Origin of the sequence: Paraburkholderia kirstenboschensis, assembly GCF_032806925.1 — a bacterium.
Taxonomy (GTDB): domain Bacteria; phylum Pseudomonadota; class Gammaproteobacteria; order Burkholderiales; family Burkholderiaceae; genus Paraburkholderia; species Paraburkholderia kirstenboschensis.
On sequence record NZ_CP136513.1, the window covers coordinates 1,316,805 to 1,335,257 of the forward strand.

The window sequence follows — 18,453 nt, forward strand, 5'->3', positions numbered from 1 at the left end:
TCGCGGTGCCGAGGCGCGCCCACCGGACGCGCCTCGAAGTGAACAACGGAATCAGAACGGATACTGCTTGTAGTTCGACTTGTCGACGTTCACCCAGCCCTGGCCGCGCACGATGATGCCCTTGCCCGGGCCCTTCGCGACCGTCACCTTCGTGTAGCCGGGAATGCCGAGATCCGCGCCGTTCTCCACTGCCTTGCCGTCCACCAGCATCTTCGCGACCTTGTTCATCGCGATGCCGGCGAGCTTGGGATCCCAGAACGCAATGCCGTTGATCGCGCCGCTTTCGAGGAACTTGCCGGCCTCGGTCGGCAGACCTGTACCGTACACGCAGATCTTGCCCTGCATGCCCGCTTCTTCGACGGCACGGCCAATCCCGATCACGTCCAGCGACGACGAGCCCTGGAAGCCTTTCAGATCCGGATGCTTGCGCAGTACTTCCTTCGCGACTTCATAAGCGCGCTCGCCGTCGTTGTTGGTTTCGAGTTTCGGCTCGACCAGATTCATCTTTGCGTATTTGGCCTTCGCGTTGCCGATGCCGCCGTCGGCCCATTGGACCTGCGAGCGGCTGCCGAGCGAGCCGACCAGCACGGCCCATTTGCCCTCGTTGTGCATGCACGAAGCAAGGCGTTCGTTCAGACCCGCGCCATAAGCGGTGTTGTCGAAGGCCTCGATGTCGACCATCGTGTTCTTCGCGTTGTCCGCTTCATGCGTGACTACCTTGATGCCGCGATCCATCGCCTTCTTCAACGCCGGTTCGAGCGTCGGCGGATCGTAGGGCACCACGGCGATCGCGTTCACTTTCTTCGCGATCAGGTCTTCGATGATCTTCAGTTGCTGCGCCGCGTCCGCCCGGCCGGGGCCCGTCTGGTACGCGGTCACGCCTGGGTTGTCCTTCGCGAACTCCTTGACGCCTTCGTCCATCCGGTTGAACCAGTTGATACCCGTCACCTTGACGACCGTGACAATCGTCTCGTTGGTCGCGGCCTGCGCCGCGGCGATCACGCCCACCGTAAGAGCGGCTGCTGCGAGCGCGGCGCCCAGTCGAGTCAATTTCATGCAAAGTCTCCTTTATCGTTCGATGTCGCCCGTGCTGGCCGTGTCAGCCGTCGCGAACAGGCAGGGCAACCTGTCCGCCTTTACCGAAAACCCGCTATGCGCTAACGCCTGGGCGTCGCGCCCGCACTGCCGGAAGCCGGCGTCTGCGCGGGCTGGGCGGAACCTCCTCCTCCGCCGCCGAGACCGAAGATCGCCCGCACGCGTTCACCGCCCGCGAACGCCAGCGAGAGCAGCAGCAGAAAGCCCCACGCGCAGTCGCCGAAAAACTGCGACACGCCGAGCAGATTGAAGAGGCTCGACAAAAACTGCAGCACCGTCGCTGCGAAAAACACGCAGACGATGCGGCCATGCCCGCCTGCGGGATTCACGCCGCCCATCACCGCGATCAGGATCGCGATCAGCAGATAGGAGTTGCCGTAGTCCCACTTCGCGCTGGATGTATGCGTCGCGCTGATCAGGCCGGCGAGAGAAGCCAGCACGCCGCACATCGCGTAAGTGGTGATCAGCATGCGCGCGCGCGGAATGCCCGCGTAGAACGCGGCCTTCGGATTCGTGCCCATCAGATAGAGTCGCAGGCCGAATGGGCTGCGCTTGAGCAGCCATCCCAGCACGATCACCGCAGCAAGAAAGATGCAGAACGCAATCGGCACCTGCAACACGGTGCCGTTGCCGATATCCGACAAGGGCTCGACATAATCGACATGCACCGACGCGCCGTTGCTGATCACGACCGCGAAGCCGGTAAACAGCAACTGCGTGCCGAGCGTGCAAAGAATCGGTGTGAGTCTGAGGCGCGCGATCACCACGCCGTTGAGCAGGCCGCCGAGCAGCCCCATGACGAGTACGATCGCGCAGAAGAGCGACGTGTACAGCACCGGCGAATCGTCGCCGTTGACAAAGCGCGGCACGAGCATCGCGGCGACCATGCCCGACAGGTTCGCGAGCCCGACACCGGACAGGTCGATGCCGCCGTTGCCCGACACCATCGACAGCATGATGCCGAGCGCGAGCAAGCCGAGTTCCGGCAGTTGGCCGCCCATCGACTGAAGATTGTCGATATCGACGAACTGGCCGCGCGAGAGCCACGTCGCGACCAGCACGACGAGCACGTTGACGATCAGCAGAAAATTAAGTTGCCGGTCGGCAAACAGTTTTCCCGCAGCAAACGAAGACTTCATGGCGCTGACGATCTCCCTGACACTGCACGAATGATTACGAAGCCTGCGCTGTCTGACCCGACTCGCTCAGTACACGGTTCACTTCGGCGAGCGTCGGCATTGAAGGCGCCGTGCCCGCGCGCGTGACGGATATGCCCGCGAGCGCGCAGCCGAAACGCATGGCGGAAATCGCGTCCTCGCCGCGCGCGAGTGCGGCCGCGAAGCCGCCTGTGAAGCCGTCGCCGGCGCCGGCGGTTTCGACCACCGCGCCGCAGCGAAACGCGGGCAACCATATCGATTGGCTCGCGTCATGCAGCAATGCGCCGCCCTCGCCGAGCGTCACGATCACGGTGCCGACGCCTTTCGCGAGCAGTACGTCGGCCGCACGCCGCGCATCGTCGACGTTCGCGATCGGCACGCCCGTCAGCGCGGCAGCTTCGGTTTCGTTCGGCGTGATGTAGTCGCACAACGGGAAGATGTCGTCGTCGAGCGGCAATGCGGGCGCAGGATTGAACACGGTCGTGACGCCATGCTTGCGCGCCACTTCCAGTCCGCGCCGCGCGGCCGGCAGCGGCTGTTCAAGTTGCGTGACGAAGACGCGCGAGCCCGCTATATCGGCTTCAATAGCGTCGACGTCGGCCGCGCTAAGCGTCCCCGCCGCGCCCGCAGCAACGATGATTGCGTTCATGCCTGTGGTGTCGTCGACGAAGATATGCGCGGCGCCGGTGGAGACGCCTTCGACAACCGAGGCGCGCGCCGTGATGCCTTCGCGCTCCCATGTTGCTTGTGCAATGGAGCCGAATGCGTCGTTGCCGATGCGCGTGCAGAACACGACCTCAGCGCCCGCGCGTGCCGCGGCGACTGCCTGATTCGAGCCCTTGCCGCCTGGCCCCATCGCAAACGCGGAGCCCGCGATGGTCTCGCCGACGAGCGGCATGCGCGCCGCGCGAAACGTCAGATCGGTCACGTAGATGCCGAGAATGACGACGCGTCCGCTCTGTTGTGGCTGCGAGCTCATGAGCGCAGCCCTCCTCGCGAGGTGTTCATCGCAGCGCGATGCGGCGCGTGCCGCACCGCGTGGTTCGTCAACAGCAGGTAAAGAGTGTTCAGCACGTTGTCTCCTCCATTTTCTGGTTGGCGTGCGTATGCTGCGCGGTCAGTCTCCGTACGGGATCCAGATGTTCTTCACCTGCACGGCCTGACGCAGGAACGCCACGCCCTCGCTCGCACGGTCGAACCAGTCGAACTGGCGGCCGTAGTCGGTGAAGGTGCGCTTCAGGTTGCCGACCGACTCACGCTCGATCAGCGTCGCATCCGCCGCGCTGCCGAAGGACCATACCGCGTCCACGTCGTCGTGCCGGGCGAGCGCCGGCAGCAGCGCTTCCCGTTTACCCGTGACAATGTTCACTACGCCGCCGGGCACGTCGGACGTCTCGACCACCTGATAAAAGTCCGTCACCGCTAGCGGACACACCTCGCCCGGCAGCACCACCACGCGATTGCCCATTGCCAGCGCCGGCGCGACGAGCGAAACGAAAGCAAGCAACGGCGCCTCGTCCGGGCAGGCGATGCCGATCACGCCGAGCGGCTCGTGCATGGCCAGCGCGACACCTCGCAGCGGCGGCGTATGCACCGCGCCATCGAATTTGTCGGCCCACGCCGCGTAGGTGAACAGACGCGTGACCGACGCTTGCACCTCCGCGTGCGCCGCGGCATCCGTCGCCCCGTTTCGCACGGCCAGTTGATGCGCGAATTCATCCGCGCGCACCGCCAGATTCTCCGCAAGATAGAACAGCACCTGCGCACGGTTATGCGTGCTCGCCTGCGACCACTTTTGCGCCGCTCGCGCCGCTTGCACCGCGTTGCGAATGTCCTTGCGATTGCCTTCGCCCACTTCGCCGACCGGCGTTCCATCCGGCGCATGAACCGGCAACGAATAGCCGCTGTCCGGACGCACCTGCTTGCCGCCGATAAAGAGCTTGGCCGTGCGGTCGATCAACGCAAGATTCGAAACCTGACGATCGTCGCTCGCATTGGTCGCCGCGCTAACCGGCTGGCGCTTCGGAAGATTGAGCCACGCACGCGGTTTCAGATATTCGTGAATGCCCTCACGTCCGCCCTCGCGTCCATAGCCCGATTCGCGATAGCCGCCGAAACCGACCGCCGCGTCGAACAGGTTCGTTGCGTTGACCCAGACGACACCCGACGCAAGCCGCGGCGCGACGTCGAGCGCGCGGCCGATCGTTTCGCTCCACACGCTCGCGGCGAGTCCATAGCGTGAATTGTTCGCGAGCGCGATGGCTTCGTCGGGCGTGCGAAAGCTCATCGTAACGAGCACCGGGCCGAAGATCTCTTCCTGTGCGAGTGTCGATGCCGGCGCAACGTTAGTGACGAGCGTCGGCGGATAAAAGCAGCCGTTGGCGGGCAACGCGGTATCCGATGCCTGCCAGATCGCGCAGCCCTCGCGCCGCCCGGTTTCGACGAGCGAGCGAATCCGCTCCAGTTGCACCGGATCGACGATCGCGCCCATGTCGATGCTTTTGTCGAGCGACGGCCCCACACGCAGCGTCTCCATGCGGCGCTTGAGCTTTGCGATGAAGCGCGCCTCGATGCCTTCCTGCACCAGCAAGCGGGAACCCGCGCAGCAGACTTGCCCCTGGTTGAACCAGATGGCGTCGACGACGCCCTCGACCGCGCCGTCGAGGTCTGCGTCGTCGAATACGATGAACGGCGACTTGCCGCCGAGTTCGAGCGTCAGCGATTTGCCCGAGCCCGCCGTGACCGAGCGGATCAGCTTGCCAACCTCGGTCGAACCGGTGAACGCAATCTTGTCGACTTGAGGGTGCTCGACCAACGCGGCGCCCGTCGAGCCGTCGCCGGTGACGACATTCAGCACGCCTGCTGGCAGACCGGCCCGATGCGCGAGTTCAGCGAACAACAGCGCGGTCAGCGGCGTGTATTCGGCCGGCTTCAACACGACGCAGTTGCCCGTTGCGATAGCGGGTGCGATCTTCCATGCGAGCATCAGCAGCGGAAAATTCCACGGCACGATCTGGCCGATCACGCCAAGCGGCGCATGGTCCGCGAACTCGCTGTCCTGCAACTGCGCCCAGCCCGCGTGATGCAGGAAGTGACGCGCGACGAGCGGCACGTCGAGGTCGCGCGTTTCGCGTATCGGCTTGCCGTTATCGAGCGCTTCGAGCACCGCAAAGAGCCGGCTATGCCGCTGCACCATACGAGCCAGCGCATACAGATGGCGCGCGCGCCCCGTGCCGCCCAGCGCGAGCCAGCCCGGCTGCGCCGCGCGCGCGGCGGCCACCGCGGCGTCGATATCGGCCGCGTCGCCTTGCGCAATATCGGCGAGTCGCTCGCCGCTTGCGGGCGCATGCGAGACGAACTGCGCGCCGCTCGCCGGCGCATGCCACGCGCCGCCAATGAAATGCCCGAAGCGCGCGTCATGTTGCGCGAGCCATTGGCGCGCGGGCTGATCGTCCTCGGGTGCGGGACCGTAATCCATCGAAGAAAAATACTCCGCTACGCTCATGGTTGGTCTGCTTCAGGCTACGGGGTGACGGTTGAAAGCGGAATAACGGCCGCTCACGTGATGTTCGAGTTGCCGTTCGATGTCGGCGAGCAGGCTCGACGCGCCGATGCGAAAGAGCTCCGGTTCGAGCCACGCGCGGCCGAGTTCTTCCTTCATCAGAATCTGATACGACAGCACCGACTTCGCGGTGGACACGCCGCCCGCAGGCTTGAAACCGATCGGCACGCCGGTGCGCTCGTGGTATTCGCGGATCATGCGCACCATGACGAGCGACACGTCGAGCGTCGCGTTCACGCCCTCCTTGCCAGTGGATGTCTTGATGAAGTCGGCGCCGGCCATCATGCAGACCATCGACGCGCGCGCGATGTTCGACAGCGTGCGAATGTCGCCGGTCGCGAGAATGGCCTTCAGGTGCGCGGGGCCGCAGGCCGCACGGAATTCGCGCACTTCGTCATAGAGCGCCTGCCAGTTGCCGGTGAGAACATGTTCACGCGTGACGACGATGTCGATCTCCGCCGCGCCGTCCGCAACCGACGCCTCGATCTCCTTCAGCTTCAGCGGATGCGGAATCAGCCCGGCCGGAAAGCCGGTCGACACCGCCGCGACCGGAATGCCGCTGCCTTTGAGGGCATCGACGGCCGCGCCAACAAAGCGGTGATACACGCACACAGCGCCCGTCGTGATGCGCTGCGGCGTCATGCCGAGCGCTTCGAGAAGGTCCGCGCGAACGGGCTGGCGCGCTTTCGCACATAGGCGCCGCACACGGCCTTCGGTGTCGTCGCCGCTGAGTGTCGTGAGGTCGATGCAGGTGACGGCCTTGAGCAGCCAGGCGGCCTGCGCCTCTTTCTTGACGGTGCGGCGCGTGGCGAGCGTCGCCGTGCGGCGCTCGACCGCCGACTGGTTGATGCGCAGACCGTCGAGCCATGACGCGTCGAACGGCATGCCCGGGTTGCGCACCGGATGAACGAGCGGCCCGCCGCGCAATGAGACGACCGAAGACGACGACGAGAAAGAAGGATCAGGCATGAGGCGTCCGGAATTTTGGTGCACGGCACAACGAGGCGCCGGCGAATGACTCGTGTCTATGCTACCTCGCATGACAGGATTATCACAAGAGTTACGCGTTAATCATCACAGATTGACAGTCGCGCATGGTGTGCGGCCGCAAATGTTATTGACGCACCAAATCCATGATGCGAAGATCACAACACAGGTAGTGCGCATGGCGTCCATGCATACGACGAGGGCGTCATTGAGATCGCCGGGGAGCGGGTCGTGTTCGACTCGCCTGCGCAATCGCGTGAGGCCGGAGTGGCGGTCGTCTATCAGGACCTGAGCCTCGTTGAATCGCTGTCGGTCGGCGCAAATCTCATGCTCGGACGCGAGCCTCGCACTCGCTTGCGCTTCGTCAAAAATCGCCAGTTGATGGCCACGGTCAGCGCCTTTCTCACGTCACATGACATTCCGCTCGACCCGCGCACACCGGTCGGCGCCCTGCCCTTCGCGTACCGGCAAATGACCGAAATCTGCAAAGCCTTGATGGGCGACGTGCGCGTGCTCATTCTGGATGAACCCACCTCGGCGCTGAGCGGCGGTGAGAAACAGATTCTGTTCGACGCCATTTCGCACGGTCACGGCGCGCGGCGTCGGCGTGATCTACGTCACACATCGGCTGAATGAAGTGTTCCGTATCGCGCAGCGTGTCACGGTGTTTCGCGACGGCGCAAATGCCGGCATGTTTTCGGTCGCGGAAACCGACATGAAGCGCCTCGTCGCGGCAATCGTCGGGCCGAAGCATGCCGCTTTGCAGGCAAAAGCAAACGCCGTCGAAGGAACCGTTGGGCCGGCCGACACGGCTACGTGTCCACCTGCTTCAGCGGCGGCAAGTGCTTCGAATACACCTGCGCTGAATATGTCCTGCGTCTGCAACGACCGTCTGCACGACGTCGATCTGAACGTCGAACAAGGTGAGATACACGGCCTCGCGGGTCTGATCGGCAGCGGACGCACCGAGATCCTGCAAACCATCTTTGGGCTTCGCGCGGTCGAGAGCGGCACCATTGCGATCGGCGGCAAGGCGCGTTCCCAGTTGAGGCCCGCCGACGCGATCAAGCTCGGCGTCGCCCTCGTACCCGAGGACCGTCATCTGGAAGGTCTGGTTCTCGATCATTCGATCGAACGCAATCTCACCTTGCCGCGCCTGCCTCAGTTTTCCCGCTGGGGTTGGTTGCGCAACCAGGCCGCGGTATCGCAGGCAAAGAGCGCGATGCAGGAGTTGTCCGTCAAGGCGCCAGGCGCTTCGACGCCGGTCAGGTTCCTGTCCGGCGGCAATCAGCAGAAAGTGGTGTTCGCCAAATGGAACCATCCGCGGCCGAGGCTCCTTCTTCTCGACGAACCGACGGTCGGCGTCGACGTCGGCGCGAGAGAGGAAATCTACGGCGTGATACATCAGGCGGCGCGGGACGGCACGGGCGTGCTCGTCGTGTCCTCGGATCTCGATGAACTGCTGCGCTTGTGCAACCGCATTTCGATCGTCGCAGACGGACGTACTGTTAACACCGTGGCGCGCGCTTCGCTCGCGAATGCCGAGGCGCTGCATCACCTGCTGCAACTTTCCCGTTCATCCATCGAGTCTCGCGAAGGGACTCCCCACGGGGCTCACCACGGGGCTCAAGCAACATGAACGACTCCGCTTCGCCGCTGACGGCTGAACGGCAGGCCGCCTCGGCGCCGCGCAGCCGCGCGCGACGCATCGCGCAACTGCTGCTGCAAGGCGACCGGCCGTATGCGCTTTATATCGCCTTCGCGGTGTGCTGGTGGTATTCAGCTTCGCCTCGCCGTGGTTTCTCTCGGTCGACAACTTTCTGAACATCGGCCGGCAGACCGCGCTGGTTTCGATCATCGCCATCGGCATGACGTTTGTGATCATCGCGCGGCAGATCGACTTGTCCGTCGGGTCGTCGCTCGCGTTATCGGGCATGTCCGCCGCGCTCGCGATGGCGTATATCGGCGATCACTGGCTGATCGGTGCGGTCGCCGGCATCGGCACGGGCGCGCTGGTCGGCGCGATCAACGGACTCGTGACCACGCGCCTGAACATTCCCTCCTTTCTCGTGACGCTGGGTTCGTTAAGCGCCGCGCGCGGACTCGCACTGCTCGTCACGACCACGAAGCCGGTCATCATCACCAACGACTCGTTCATCGCGATCTTCGGCGAAGGCGACATTGCGGGCGTCCCGGTGCCCATCATCTGGACGGTGCTCGCCGTCATCGCCGGCATTCTGCTGCTGCATTACAGCGTGTTCGGCCGGCAGGTTTACGCGGCCGGTGGCAATCCGACGGCCGCGCGCTACTCGGGCATCGACATCCGCCGCGTGACCACCCTCGCGTTCATTCTCACCGGCGTGCTGGCCGGACTTGCCGCGCTGGTGCTGTCCGCGCGCTCGCATGCGGCGCGGCCCGACGTCGTGCAAGGACTCGAGCTCGATGTGATCGCCTCCGTCACGCTCGGCGGATGCAGCCTGTTCGGCGGGCGCGGTTTCGTGCTCGGCACGCTGCTCGGCAGTCTCATCATCGGCACGCTGAACAACGGGCTCGTGCTGCTGGGCGTGAGTTCGTCGCTGCAGCTCGTCATCAAGGGAATCATCATCGTTGCAGCAGTCGCATTTACGAAGAAGTGACGAGGCACGCCGATCACTCGTGAAACGCGGACCCCGGCGCGAACCGCGCGTGAGGTTCCCCGACCGGCAGGAGACTTATCCCCGACTCAATACAGACGTAAGACCAACGGAGGAGAACATGAAACATTGTCATGGCTCGACAACCCGGGCGGCACGTGGCGTGAGTTCGTCAATGGCATCCGTCGTGGCCGTCAGCGCCGCACTGGCCGCCGCACTGGCTTGCACCAGCGCCGGCGCGCAATGCGTGAGCAGCCTGCAGGCGGGATCGATCGGACCGAAGTCGATTGTCGGCCAGGGACCGAACGGCGAGAAAGCCGCGTCGGTCGACGCCGTCCAGCTCACCGCCGCCAAGGCGGCCAAGGTGAAAGCGGGCAAATTCAAGGTCGGCATTTCGATGCAGACGATGAACCTCGACTGGTCGCAATTGCAGGTGCAAGGCATTACCGACACGCTGAAGAAATACGACGTCGACGTGATCGGCACTGCGTCGGCCGAGTACCAGGTCGACAAGCAGATTGCGGATATCGAGAACACGATCCAGCGTCATCCCGACGGCATCATCTCGATTCCGGTCGACGGCACAGCGACCGCTGCGACATACAAGAAGGTCTCCGCCGCCGGCATCAAGCTCGTGTTCATGGACAACGTGCCGACCGGGCTCAAGCATCCTGAGCAATACGCGTCGATGATTTCCGCCGACAGCGAAGGCAACGGCCAGATCGCAGCCAAAGTGCTCGCCTCGTGCGTGCCGCAGGGCGCGACCATCGGGCTCGTCAATTTCGGCGTCGACTACTTCAGCACGAAGGAGCGCACGAAGGCGGTCAACGACTGGATGAAGAAGAACCGTCCGGACATCAAGATCAAGCAGGTCGACTTCACGGACCCGTCGAAGGTCGGACAGATTGCAGGCGACTTCCTGACCGGGAACCCCGACGTCAAGGGACTCTTCGCCGTGTGGGATCAACCGGCGCTCGACACGTTGACTTCGATGCGCGCGCAAGGCGTGAACATCCCCGTCACCACCGTCGATCTCGGTCTTCCGTCGGCAATCGAGATCGCCAAGGGCGGACCGCTGAAGGCGACCGGCTCGCAGCGTCCGTACGATCAGGGCGTGGCCGAAGCAATGGCGATGATGAAAGCGCTGATCGGACAGACGCCGCCCGCATGGATCGGCGTGCAGTCTTTGCCCGTGGTTCAATCGACGGTGCTCGAAGCCTAAAAGACTGTGTTCAAGAAAGACCCGCCGCCGCAACTCGCGGACGCGTGCAAGAAAGCCAAGCCGGCTTGCGGATAAGCTGCGGTCAGCGCGTCACATGATCGCCCGCGAGGTTGGGCGATCATGTGCAGGAGTGCGGAACGGGCCGTGCCTTCACCACTGCAGACATGGCCTGGCTGATTCATTCAACGCAACATCAATGCCGCCACGACCCATGCGGCAATTCCACATCTCGCTGAGCGGCCGCGAGGCCCGCGACCATGCCCGCCCGGTCATGCGGGATGCAGTACACCGGTTTCGCGCGCTCGAAGCGCCAGCTGTCCGCGAGCGGGCCCGCATCGACGGGATCGAAGCCGAATTGATCCACCAACTCGCTCACGACGCGTTTAGCCTGCTCGTCTTCGGCGGCTAGCGGCAACGCGCGGCGATTCGGTGTGCCGGGCGCCGCACCGTCCGTTTCGAGGTCTTTCGCGAGAATCGCATTGAACGCCTTCACCACTCTCGCGCCGGGCAACGCGGCGGCGAGCAGCTGGCTCGTCGTCGTGACACCGTTCTGCAGTGCTTCGATCGGACCGTCGCGGTCCGGATAGTGATTCCAGGTATCGATGACGTTCTTGCCGTCGAGCGCCGCAACCGGCAGCCGATCGATCTGCCCGAACGGCACCGCAACCACGACGACGTCGCCGAACTTCGCCGCCTCCTGTGCCGTGCCCGTCGCGCAGCCGAGCGCCGCCGCCGTGCTGATCAAGGTGTTCGGATCGCGCGAGTTGGCGATCATCACTTCGTGGCCGTGGCGCTGGGCGACAGTCGCCATCGCGCGGCCCAGAAAGCCCGCGCCGAGAATGCCTATTTTCATCTTCCACACTCCATGCATGTCTGAGGATCGCTCCCATGAGCACACGTTCATCGGTGACAAGCACTATGATTCAAAACTCAGGCGTGATAAACGCGCAAATATCGATGAGTGTCGAAAGCAACAGTGGGGAATGTGCATGGATCGGCTCACCAGCATGGCTGTGTTCGTCAAAACCGCCGAGAGCGGCTCGTTCGCGGCAGCCGCGCTCGCGTTCGGCATCTCGTCGCAGATGGCCGGCAAGCATGTCGGCATGCTCAAGGAGCGCGTCGGCGCGCGACTGCTGAATCGCACGACGCGCCGCCAAAGCCTCACCGAGATCGGCCAGATTTTTTACGAACGCTGCAAGGCGCTGCTCGCGGATGCGCAAGCGGCGGAGTCGGTCGCCCAGGAATTGTCGGCCTCGCCGCGCGGACGCTTGCGGATCACCGCGCCCGTTACGTTCGGCGCCTGCTGCCTCGCGCCAATGATCACCCGTTATCTGGAAGCGCATCCCGACGTGCGGGTCGAGTTGACGCTGACCGACCGCTTCGTCGATCTGATCGACGAGGCTTATGAGGCCGCGATCCGGCTCGGCGCGCTGTCCGATTCGACGCTGATCGCGCGGCCGTTGATGCCGTACCGGCTGGTCGCGTGCGCGTCGCCGGCTTATCTCGCGAGGCGCGGCGAGCCGGCCGCGCCGCAGGCGCTGGCCGCGCATGACTGCCTTGCGTTCGCCTTCACGAGCATGCCGGCCGCAACCGAATGGCGTTTTATCGACGACGCCGACCTTGAGCACGTCGTCCCGGTTGCAGGCCGCTTCGAGGCCAACGACGTAAAAGCGCTGGTCGCGGCCGCGCTCAACGGCGCGGGGATCGTGCTCGCGCCGGAAGTTGCCGTGCGGAACGACCTTGCGGCGGGACGTCTGGTGCGCCTTCTGAACGGCTATGAAGCGCCGCCGCGGCCCATGCACCTCGTGTTTCCGGCGAGCCGCGTCACGCCGAAGCTGCGCGCGTTCATCGACCAGGCGGTTGCGGAGTTTGGGCCGTCTGGCGCTTGAGCACCTGAAGCGCGCGAGGAACCCACCGCGGCCACCGCGGCCACTGCGGCGCAATGGGCTGGCGGCGGCCTTTCACCCGGCCTTATATCGAATGCACGGAATGCGCGCCCGCATGAAGCCATGGATATGTGAGCAAAAACCGGCTTTCAGTGCAGTCGCCGGCCGGCGCTCCCACGCTCCCCGGAAAGCCGCCAATCTCGCTGCATTGCCCGCGAGAATCCTCGGCTTTGCCCGCGTTAGGCGCCGCACAAGGCAAAATACGGGTTTTGCGCGCGCGAAGCGCGGCGGGACGGGAAGCGATTGCGCACCGGCCGACGCCGCGCCGCGCGCCCTCAAAACATCGCGCGACGGCGGTCATGCAGGCCCGTCGCGTGTGGCGCACTCAGGACAGCTCGTCCTTTAACAGAGCATCTCAGGAGCATTTATGACCGATTCGAACCCGTCCTTCCTCGGCAGGATTTCACTGGCCGTCAGCGCGTTTTTCCGCATTCTCGGCGACGGCGAATTCGCCGCCGGCGTGCTGCGCGTGCGTGACGGCGGCACGGCTGCCCAGACACGGACGCAGGCGCCCGCGCCCGCTCCCCAGCCCGCGCCCTCGCTGAAAGAAGCCAACCCCGACGCCGCGCTGCAACTACTCGGCCTGCTGCAACGCGACGCGCGTTTCATCGACTTCGTCGAGGAAGACGTCAAGCGTTTCAGCGACGCCGATATCGGCGCCGCCGCACGCCTCGTCCACGAAGGTTGCCGCGCGACGCTGCGCGAGCACTTCACGATCCGCCCGGTGCGCGACGAAGCCGAAGGCAGCCGCGTGACGCTTCAGGAAGGTTTCGACGCAAGCGCGATCCGGCTGACCGGCAACGTCGTCGGCAAGGCGCCGTTTAGCGGCAACATCAGCCATCGCGGCTGGCGCGTCGAAGAAGTGCGTCTGCCGAAGCTCGCGGAAAGCCACAACGCGAAGGTGATCGCGCCGGCCGAGGTGGAGCTATGAGCGGCGCGCGCTATTCCATCGGTATCGACCTGGGCACGACGCACTGCGCGCTCTCCTATGTCGACACGAGCGCAAGCGACGGCGAGAAGACCACGCTGACGGTGTTGCCCATCGCCCAGCTGACCGGACCCGGCGCGATTGCCGACCTCGATCTGCTGCCCTCGTTCCTGTATCTGCCGCACCCGGACGAACTGACTACCGGCGACCTGCACCTGCCGTGGACCGGCGAGCGCCAGTTCGCCGTCGGCGAATTCGCCCGCAGCCGCGGTGCGGCCACGCCGATCCGGCTCGTATCGAGCGCGAAAAGCTGGCTGTGCCACCCGGGCGTCGATCGCCGCGCGGCGATTCTGCCCAACGATGCGCCGCCCGAAGTGGCACGCGTCTCGCCGCTCGAAAGCTCGGTGCGGTATCTGACGCACTTGCGCGAAGCCTGGGACCATCTGCACCCCGATGCGCCGTTTATCGAGCAGGACATCACGGTAACGATTCCCGCATCGTTCGACCCGGCCGCGCGCGAATTGACCGCCGAAGCCGCCGAAGCCGCCGGCTACGGCCGCATGACGTTGCTCGAGGAACCGCAGGCCGCGCTGTATAGCTGGATTCAGAAAAGCGGCGGCCAGTGGCGCAAGCAGGTCAAAATCGGCGACATCATTCTGGTGGTCGATGTGGGCGGCGGCACTACCGACCTGTCGCTGATCGCCGTCATCGAGCGCGACGGCAATCTCGAACTGCATCGCGTGGCGGTCGGCGAACACATTCTGCTGGGCGGCGACAACATGGACCTCGCGCTTGCGCACGTGGTCGCGCGCAAACTCGCGGCTCAAGGCACTCAGGCCGACGCGTGGCAGTTGCGCGCCCTCACCTATGCATGCCGCGCGGCGAAGGAAACGCTGCTGAGCGACCCGGCCACGGACACCGTACCGCTCGTCGTGCCGAGCCGCGGCTCGAAGCTGATCGGCGGATCGATCCGCACCGAACTCACGCGCGCGGAGTTGACGCAGACCATCCTCGACGGCTTCTTCCCGCAGGTCGACAGCGGCGCACGTCCGGTGAGCCGCGCGCGCGCCGGTCTCACGCAACTCGGTTTGCCGTATGCTCAGGACGCCGGCATCACGCGGCACCTGGCGGCGTTCCTCGGCCGTCAGGTCGGCGCGCTCGCCGAACTCGAAGGTCCGCGCGAGACGGCCTCCCACGACGCCGCGCAAAGCGCTAGCTTCCTGCATCCCACGGCGGTGCTGTTCAACGGCGGCGTGTTCAAGTCGGCGCTGCTCGTCGAGCGCATCATGGGCACGCTCAATGGCTGGCTCGCGGCTGAAGGCGCAGCGCCGGCGCGGCTGCTCGAAGGCGCCGATCTCGATCTGGCCGTCGCGCGGGGCGCGGCCTACTACGGCTACGTGCGACGCGGCCAGGGCGTGCGGATTCGCGGCGGCACGGCGCGGGCTTACTACATCGCGATCGAGTCGGCGATGCCCGCCGTGCCCGGACTCGAGCCGCCTATCCAGGCGCTGTGCGTGGCACCCTTCGGCATGGAGGAAGGCACCGAGGCGGAACTCCCCGCGCAGGAGTTCGGGCTCGTCGTCGGCGAGCCGGTGCACTTCCGGTTCTTTGGATCGTCGGTGCGTCGTCAAGATCAGGTTGGAACGCTGCTCGATTTCTGGGGGCCTGACGAGTTGCAGGAACTCGAGGAGATTCAGGCCACGCTGCCAGCCGCGGGCCGCACAGCCGGTGAAGTGGTGCCGGTCAAGCTGCACGCGCGTGTGACGGAAGCTGGCACGCTCGAACTCGAAGCCGTGCCGCGCGGCACCGACGAGCGCTGGAAGGTCGAGTTCGACGTGCGCGGCAACGCGAATGCATGAGTGAAATGAAGCGGTACAGCGTCGGCATCGATCTCGGCACGAGCAACACGGTGCTGGCTTATGCAGAAGCCGGGTCTGATGAGATTCGCGTGTTCGAGATCGAACAGCTTGTGAGTCCCGGCGAGGTCGCCGCGCGTGCGCTGCTGCCGTCGGTGCGGTATCACCCTGCGCGAGGCGAGTTGAGCGCGGGCGATCTGCAATTGCCGTGGAGCGACGGGGAATTGGCTTCATCCCGAGATGTGGGGCAGCGCGCGGCTCGAACGGCAAGTCAACGCGCGAATGACACCGCCATGTTAGCAAACGATGGCGCGGATGCGCAGCCCGTCGTGATCGGCCGGCTCGCGCGGCTGCTCGGAGCCCAGGTTCCGGGGCGGCTCGTGACGAGCGCGAAAAGCTGGCTCTCGCATGCATCCGTCGACCGCGTTGCGCCAATTCTGCCTTGGGGCGCCGCCGACGACGTCCACAAGGTCTCACCGGTCGAAGCCAGCGCGAGCTACCTGGCGCACGTGCGCGCGGCGTGGAATCAACGCTTTCCCGACGCGCCGCTCGAACGCCAGGACGTGGTGCTCACGGTGCCGGCCTCGTTCGACGAAGGCGCCCGCGCGCTGACCGTGCAAGCGGCGCGCATGGCGGGCCTGCCCGCGCTGCGGCTGCTCGAAGAACCGCAAGCGGCGTTTTACGACTGGCTGTTCCATCATCGCGAACGGCTCGGGGCGGAACTCGCGCAGACGCGCCTCGTGTTGATCTGCGACGTGGGCGGCGGCACCACCGATCTCACGCTGATCGAAGTCGGCATGGCGGACGGCGAACCGCAACTCACGCGTATTGTGGTGGGCAACCATCTGATGCTCGGCGGCGACAACATGGACCTCGCGCTCGCGCATCTGGTCGAAACGCGCCTCTCCGGCGGCGGCGAGCGCACGCGTTTGTCGGCGGCGAGCCTTTCGCAACTCGTCGAGCGTTGCCGCGGCGCGAAGGAGCTATTGCTGGGACCGCAGGCGCCCGACTCGGCGTCGATCACGCTGCTCGGCGCGGGCTCGAAGCTCGTCGGCGGCGCGCGCACGGCTCAGATCACGCGCGATGAAGTGGAGCGCGTGATCGTCGACGGATTCTTTCCGGCGGTTCGGTCCCACGAACGGCCGGGGCGGCCGCGCGGCGCGATCGTCGAGTTCGGTTTGCCCTATGCGACCGATGCCGCGGTCACGCGCCATATCGCGGCTTTTCTGAGCCGCTTCGAGGCGCAGTCGCGCAAGGCGTTGAGATGGGATCAGAGCGATTTTGGGGGCGGGATCGGGGATGGTGGCGTTAGTGCTCGCGGCGATGCGGCCGCGGGCGTCGGTAGTGATGCTGGCGTTGGCACGGACGCCGGGCACGCCGCTAGTCCCAACGGTGTTTCCGGCGTCGAACCTGCATCAAATGCCAGCGGGCAACCACCGCTCCCCGTGCCCGACACCCTGTTGCTCAACGGCGGCGTGTTCCGCGCGCACGCATTGACGCAGCGCCTCGCGAGCACCCTAGGCATGTGGCGCGGCGAGCCGCTTAACGTGCTGCACAACGACAATCCCGACGTCGCAGTCGCGCGCGGCGCGGTCGCCTATAGCCTTGCGCGGGCGGGCGGCGCGCCGAAAATCGGTGGCGGCTCGCCGCGCAGCTACTTTCTCGTACTCGACGAACCCGCCGGCGGCAAACGGGACTCACAGCACGAGGAATCACAGCCCGCGCAGCGCGGTATCTGCCTGCTGCCGCGCGGCACCGAAGAAGGCCACGAAATCCTGATCGCCGAGCGCACGTTCGCGCTGCGGCTCGGACATCCGGTGCGCTTTCACCTCGTCTCGTCGAGCGCGGACACGGTATATGCGCCCGGCGAACTCGCGGATCTTTCGAGCGGCGACTTCGTTCGCTTGCCGCCCATCGCGACGATCGTGCAGCCGCGCGGCGCCGGCAGCGCGCGCGAGACCGCGGTGCGGATCGCCACGTCGCTCACCGAGGTCGGCACGCTCGAAGTGCACTGCATCGACCGCGACAATCCCGCCGAGCGCTGGCTGCTCGAATTCCAGCTGCGCCGCGAGGACGCGCAGGTGAACCTCGCCGGCGATCCCGCGCAGGCGCGGCACCCACGGCTCGACGAAGCCATCGAGCAGATCGACCGCTGCTTCGGTTCGCGCTCGCAAAACGTCGATAAGAAGGAAGTGAAACGCTTGCGCTCGCAACTCGAACAGTTGCTGGGCCCGCGGGAAAGCTGGAACAGCGCGCTGCTGCGTCAACTGTTCGGCGCCCTTTGGGAACGCGCGCGCAGGCGCCGCCGCTCGGCGGATCACGAGCGGCTGTGGCTCAATCTCGCCGGCTATTGCGTGCGGCCAGGCTTTGGCTATCCACTCGACGAATGGCGCGTCGAGCAACTGTGGTCGCTATTCGACGACGGTATTCAGTACGTCCAGGAAAGCCAGGTCTGGTCCGAATGGTGGACGCTCTGGCGCCGCGCCGCGGGTGGCCTCGACGAAGGCGCGCAACTGCGCGTGCTCGATGCGATGCACTATCTGCAGACGGCCGCGCAGTCGCGTCACAAGCTGCCGTTCGACGTGTCGAAAACAGGCACCGCCGATATGGTTCGCCTGAGCGCGTCGCTCGAACGCATTCCTGTCGCGCGCAAGATCGAACTCGGCGAATCGGTGCTCGCGCGTTTGCAGAAACCTTCAGAGAATCATCAAGGCTGGTGGGCGGTTGGGCGCATCGGCGCGCGCCGGCCGTTTTACGGCAGCGCGCACAGCGTCGTGCCGGCCGACGTGGCGAGTCAGTGGCTTGACGCAATTCTCGCGCTCGACTGGAAGAAGGTGGACCCGGCCGCCTTTGCCGCGGCTCAGATTGCGCGCATGACGGGCGACCGTTCGCGCGATCTGCCCGCCGAGATGCGCCATGCCGTGCTGCGCAGACTCGAAGCGGCGAGCGCGCCGCGCGCATGGATCACGATGGTCGCTGAAAACGTCGAACTGGATAACGCCGACGAAGGCCGCGTATTCGGCGAGTCGTTGCCGGCGGGGCTGAAACTGATCTCGGACTAGCGGCG

At 65.4% G+C, this 18,453-nt stretch carries 12 protein-coding genes and 1 pseudogene; 7 read left to right on the forward strand and 6 right to left on the reverse strand.

Annotated features, from left to right (window positions below; all coding sequences use genetic code 11):
- Positions 1 to 51 precede the first annotated feature (51 nt).
- The 5 genes from RW095_RS28560 to deoC all read right to left on the reverse strand — a co-directional run bounded on the left by RW095_RS28560 (position 52) and on the right by deoC (position 6,783).
- A complete protein-coding gene (locus RW095_RS28560) occupies positions 52 to 1,056 on the reverse strand; it encodes an autoinducer 2 ABC transporter substrate-binding protein (RefSeq protein WP_128589423.1) in 1,005 nt (334 codons plus the stop codon).
- A gap of 101 nt (positions 1,057 to 1,157) precedes the next feature.
- On the reverse strand, positions 1,158 to 2,234 hold the full coding sequence (locus RW095_RS28565) for an ABC transporter permease (protein WP_317022117.1): 1,077 nt from the start codon (positions 2,232 to 2,234) through the stop codon (positions 1,158 to 1,160).
- 34 nt (positions 2,235 to 2,268) lie between these two features.
- Positions 2,269 to 3,231, reverse strand: coding sequence for a ribokinase (gene rbsK / locus RW095_RS28570; protein ID WP_317022118.1), 963 nt, complete (start codon positions 3,229 to 3,231; stop codon positions 2,269 to 2,271).
- Between the two features lie 138 nt (positions 3,232 to 3,369).
- Entirely contained in the window at positions 3,370 to 5,757 is a 2,388-nt protein-coding gene (locus tag RW095_RS28575) for an aldehyde dehydrogenase family protein (protein WP_317022119.1), read from the reverse strand.
- A 12-nt stretch (positions 5,758 to 5,769) separates the two neighbouring features.
- Positions 5,770 to 6,783 (reverse strand): deoxyribose-phosphate aldolase, encoded by a 1,014-nt coding sequence (deoC, locus tag RW095_RS28580; protein WP_317022120.1) that lies wholly within the window; start codon positions 6,781 to 6,783, stop codon positions 5,770 to 5,772.
- Between the two features lie 198 nt (positions 6,784 to 6,981).
- On the opposite strand from deoC, the pseudogene RW095_RS28590 reads away from it, so the two are divergent.
- The 3 genes and pseudogenes from RW095_RS28590 to RW095_RS28600 all read left to right on the forward strand — a co-directional run.
- A pseudogene (locus RW095_RS28590) lies at positions 6,982 to 8,440 on the forward strand (sugar ABC transporter ATP-binding protein); the annotation flags it as partial.
- A 133-nt stretch (positions 8,441 to 8,573) separates the two neighbouring features.
- The gene (locus tag RW095_RS28595) at positions 8,574 to 9,437 is read left to right on the forward strand and encodes an ABC transporter permease (RefSeq protein WP_317022124.1); all 864 of its coding nucleotides are present in this window, start codon (positions 8,574 to 8,576) and stop codon (positions 9,435 to 9,437) included.
- 118 nt (positions 9,438 to 9,555) lie between these two features.
- On the forward strand, positions 9,556 to 10,656 hold the full coding sequence (locus RW095_RS28600; protein WP_317022125.1) for a substrate-binding domain-containing protein: 1,101 nt from the start codon (positions 9,556 to 9,558) through the stop codon (positions 10,654 to 10,656).
- Positions 10,657 to 10,849: 193 nt separating this feature from the next.
- Here the strand turns inward: RW095_RS28600 and RW095_RS28605 are convergent, their stop codons facing one another.
- Positions 10,850 to 11,560, reverse strand: a complete 711-nt coding sequence (locus RW095_RS28605) for an NADPH-dependent F420 reductase (RefSeq protein WP_317022126.1) — start codon at positions 11,558 to 11,560, stop codon at positions 10,850 to 10,852.
- An 85-nt stretch (positions 11,561 to 11,645) separates the two neighbouring features.
- On the opposite strand from RW095_RS28605, the gene RW095_RS28610 reads away from it, so the two are divergent.
- The 4 genes from RW095_RS28610 to RW095_RS28625 all read left to right on the forward strand — a co-directional run bounded on the left by RW095_RS28610 (position 11,646) and on the right by RW095_RS28625 (position 18,448).
- Positions 11,646 to 12,545 (forward strand): LysR family transcriptional regulator, encoded by a 900-nt coding sequence (locus RW095_RS28610; protein ID WP_317022127.1) that lies wholly within the window; start codon positions 11,646 to 11,648, stop codon positions 12,543 to 12,545.
- A 424-nt stretch (positions 12,546 to 12,969) separates the two neighbouring features.
- On the forward strand, positions 12,970 to 13,533 hold the full coding sequence (locus tag RW095_RS28615; protein ID WP_317022128.1) for a DUF2760 domain-containing protein: 564 nt from the start codon (positions 12,970 to 12,972) through the stop codon (positions 13,531 to 13,533).
- Complete coding sequence (locus RW095_RS28620) at positions 13,530 to 15,389, forward strand: Hsp70 family protein (protein WP_317022129.1); 1,860 nt, start codon at positions 13,530 to 13,532, stop codon at positions 15,387 to 15,389. The genes RW095_RS28615 and RW095_RS28620 overlap by 4 nt, the downstream gene beginning before the upstream one ends.
- Positions 15,386 to 18,448: an Hsp70 family protein gene (locus tag RW095_RS28625; RefSeq protein ID WP_317022130.1), complete on the forward strand. Its 3,063-nt coding sequence runs from the start codon at positions 15,386 to 15,388 to the stop codon at positions 18,446 to 18,448. Before RW095_RS28620 ends, RW095_RS28625 begins: the two co-directional genes overlap by 4 nt.
- The last annotated feature ends 5 nt before the right edge of the window (positions 18,449 to 18,453 follow it).

What these genes read in the sequence shown, in the direction of transcription:
- RW095_RS28560 (WP_128589423.1), bottom strand. Translation starts at nt 1,056, where the DNA reads ATGAAATTGACTCGACTGGGCGCCGCGCTCGCAGCAGCCGCTCTTACG.
- RW095_RS28565 (WP_317022117.1), bottom strand. Translation starts at nt 2,234, where the DNA reads ATGAAGTCTTCGTTTGCTGCGGGAAAACTGTTTGCCGACCGGCAACTT.
- rbsK (WP_317022118.1), bottom strand. Translation starts at nt 3,231, where the DNA reads ATGAGCTCGCAGCCACAACAGAGCGGACGCGTCGTCATTCTCGGCATC.
- RW095_RS28575 (WP_317022119.1), bottom strand. Translation starts at nt 5,757, where the DNA reads ATGAGCGTAGCGGAGTATTTTTCTTCGATGGATTACGGTCCCGCACCC.
- deoC (WP_317022120.1), bottom strand. Translation starts at nt 6,783, where the DNA reads ATGCCTGATCCTTCTTTCTCGTCGTCGTCTTCGGTCGTCTCATTGCGC.
- RW095_RS28600 (WP_317022125.1), top strand. Translation starts at nt 9,556, where the DNA reads ATGAAACATTGTCATGGCTCGACAACCCGGGCGGCACGTGGCGTGAGT.
- RW095_RS28605 (WP_317022126.1), bottom strand. Translation starts at nt 11,560, where the DNA reads ATGAACGTGTGCTCATGGGAGCGATCCTCAGACATGCATGGAGTGTGG.
- RW095_RS28610 (WP_317022127.1), top strand. Translation starts at nt 11,646, where the DNA reads ATGGATCGGCTCACCAGCATGGCTGTGTTCGTCAAAACCGCCGAGAGC.
- RW095_RS28615 (WP_317022128.1), top strand. Translation starts at nt 12,970, where the DNA reads ATGACCGATTCGAACCCGTCCTTCCTCGGCAGGATTTCACTGGCCGTC.
- RW095_RS28620 (WP_317022129.1), top strand. Translation starts at nt 13,530, where the DNA reads ATGAGCGGCGCGCGCTATTCCATCGGTATCGACCTGGGCACGACGCAC.
- RW095_RS28625 (WP_317022130.1), top strand. Translation starts at nt 15,386, where the DNA reads ATGAGTGAAATGAAGCGGTACAGCGTCGGCATCGATCTCGGCACGAGC.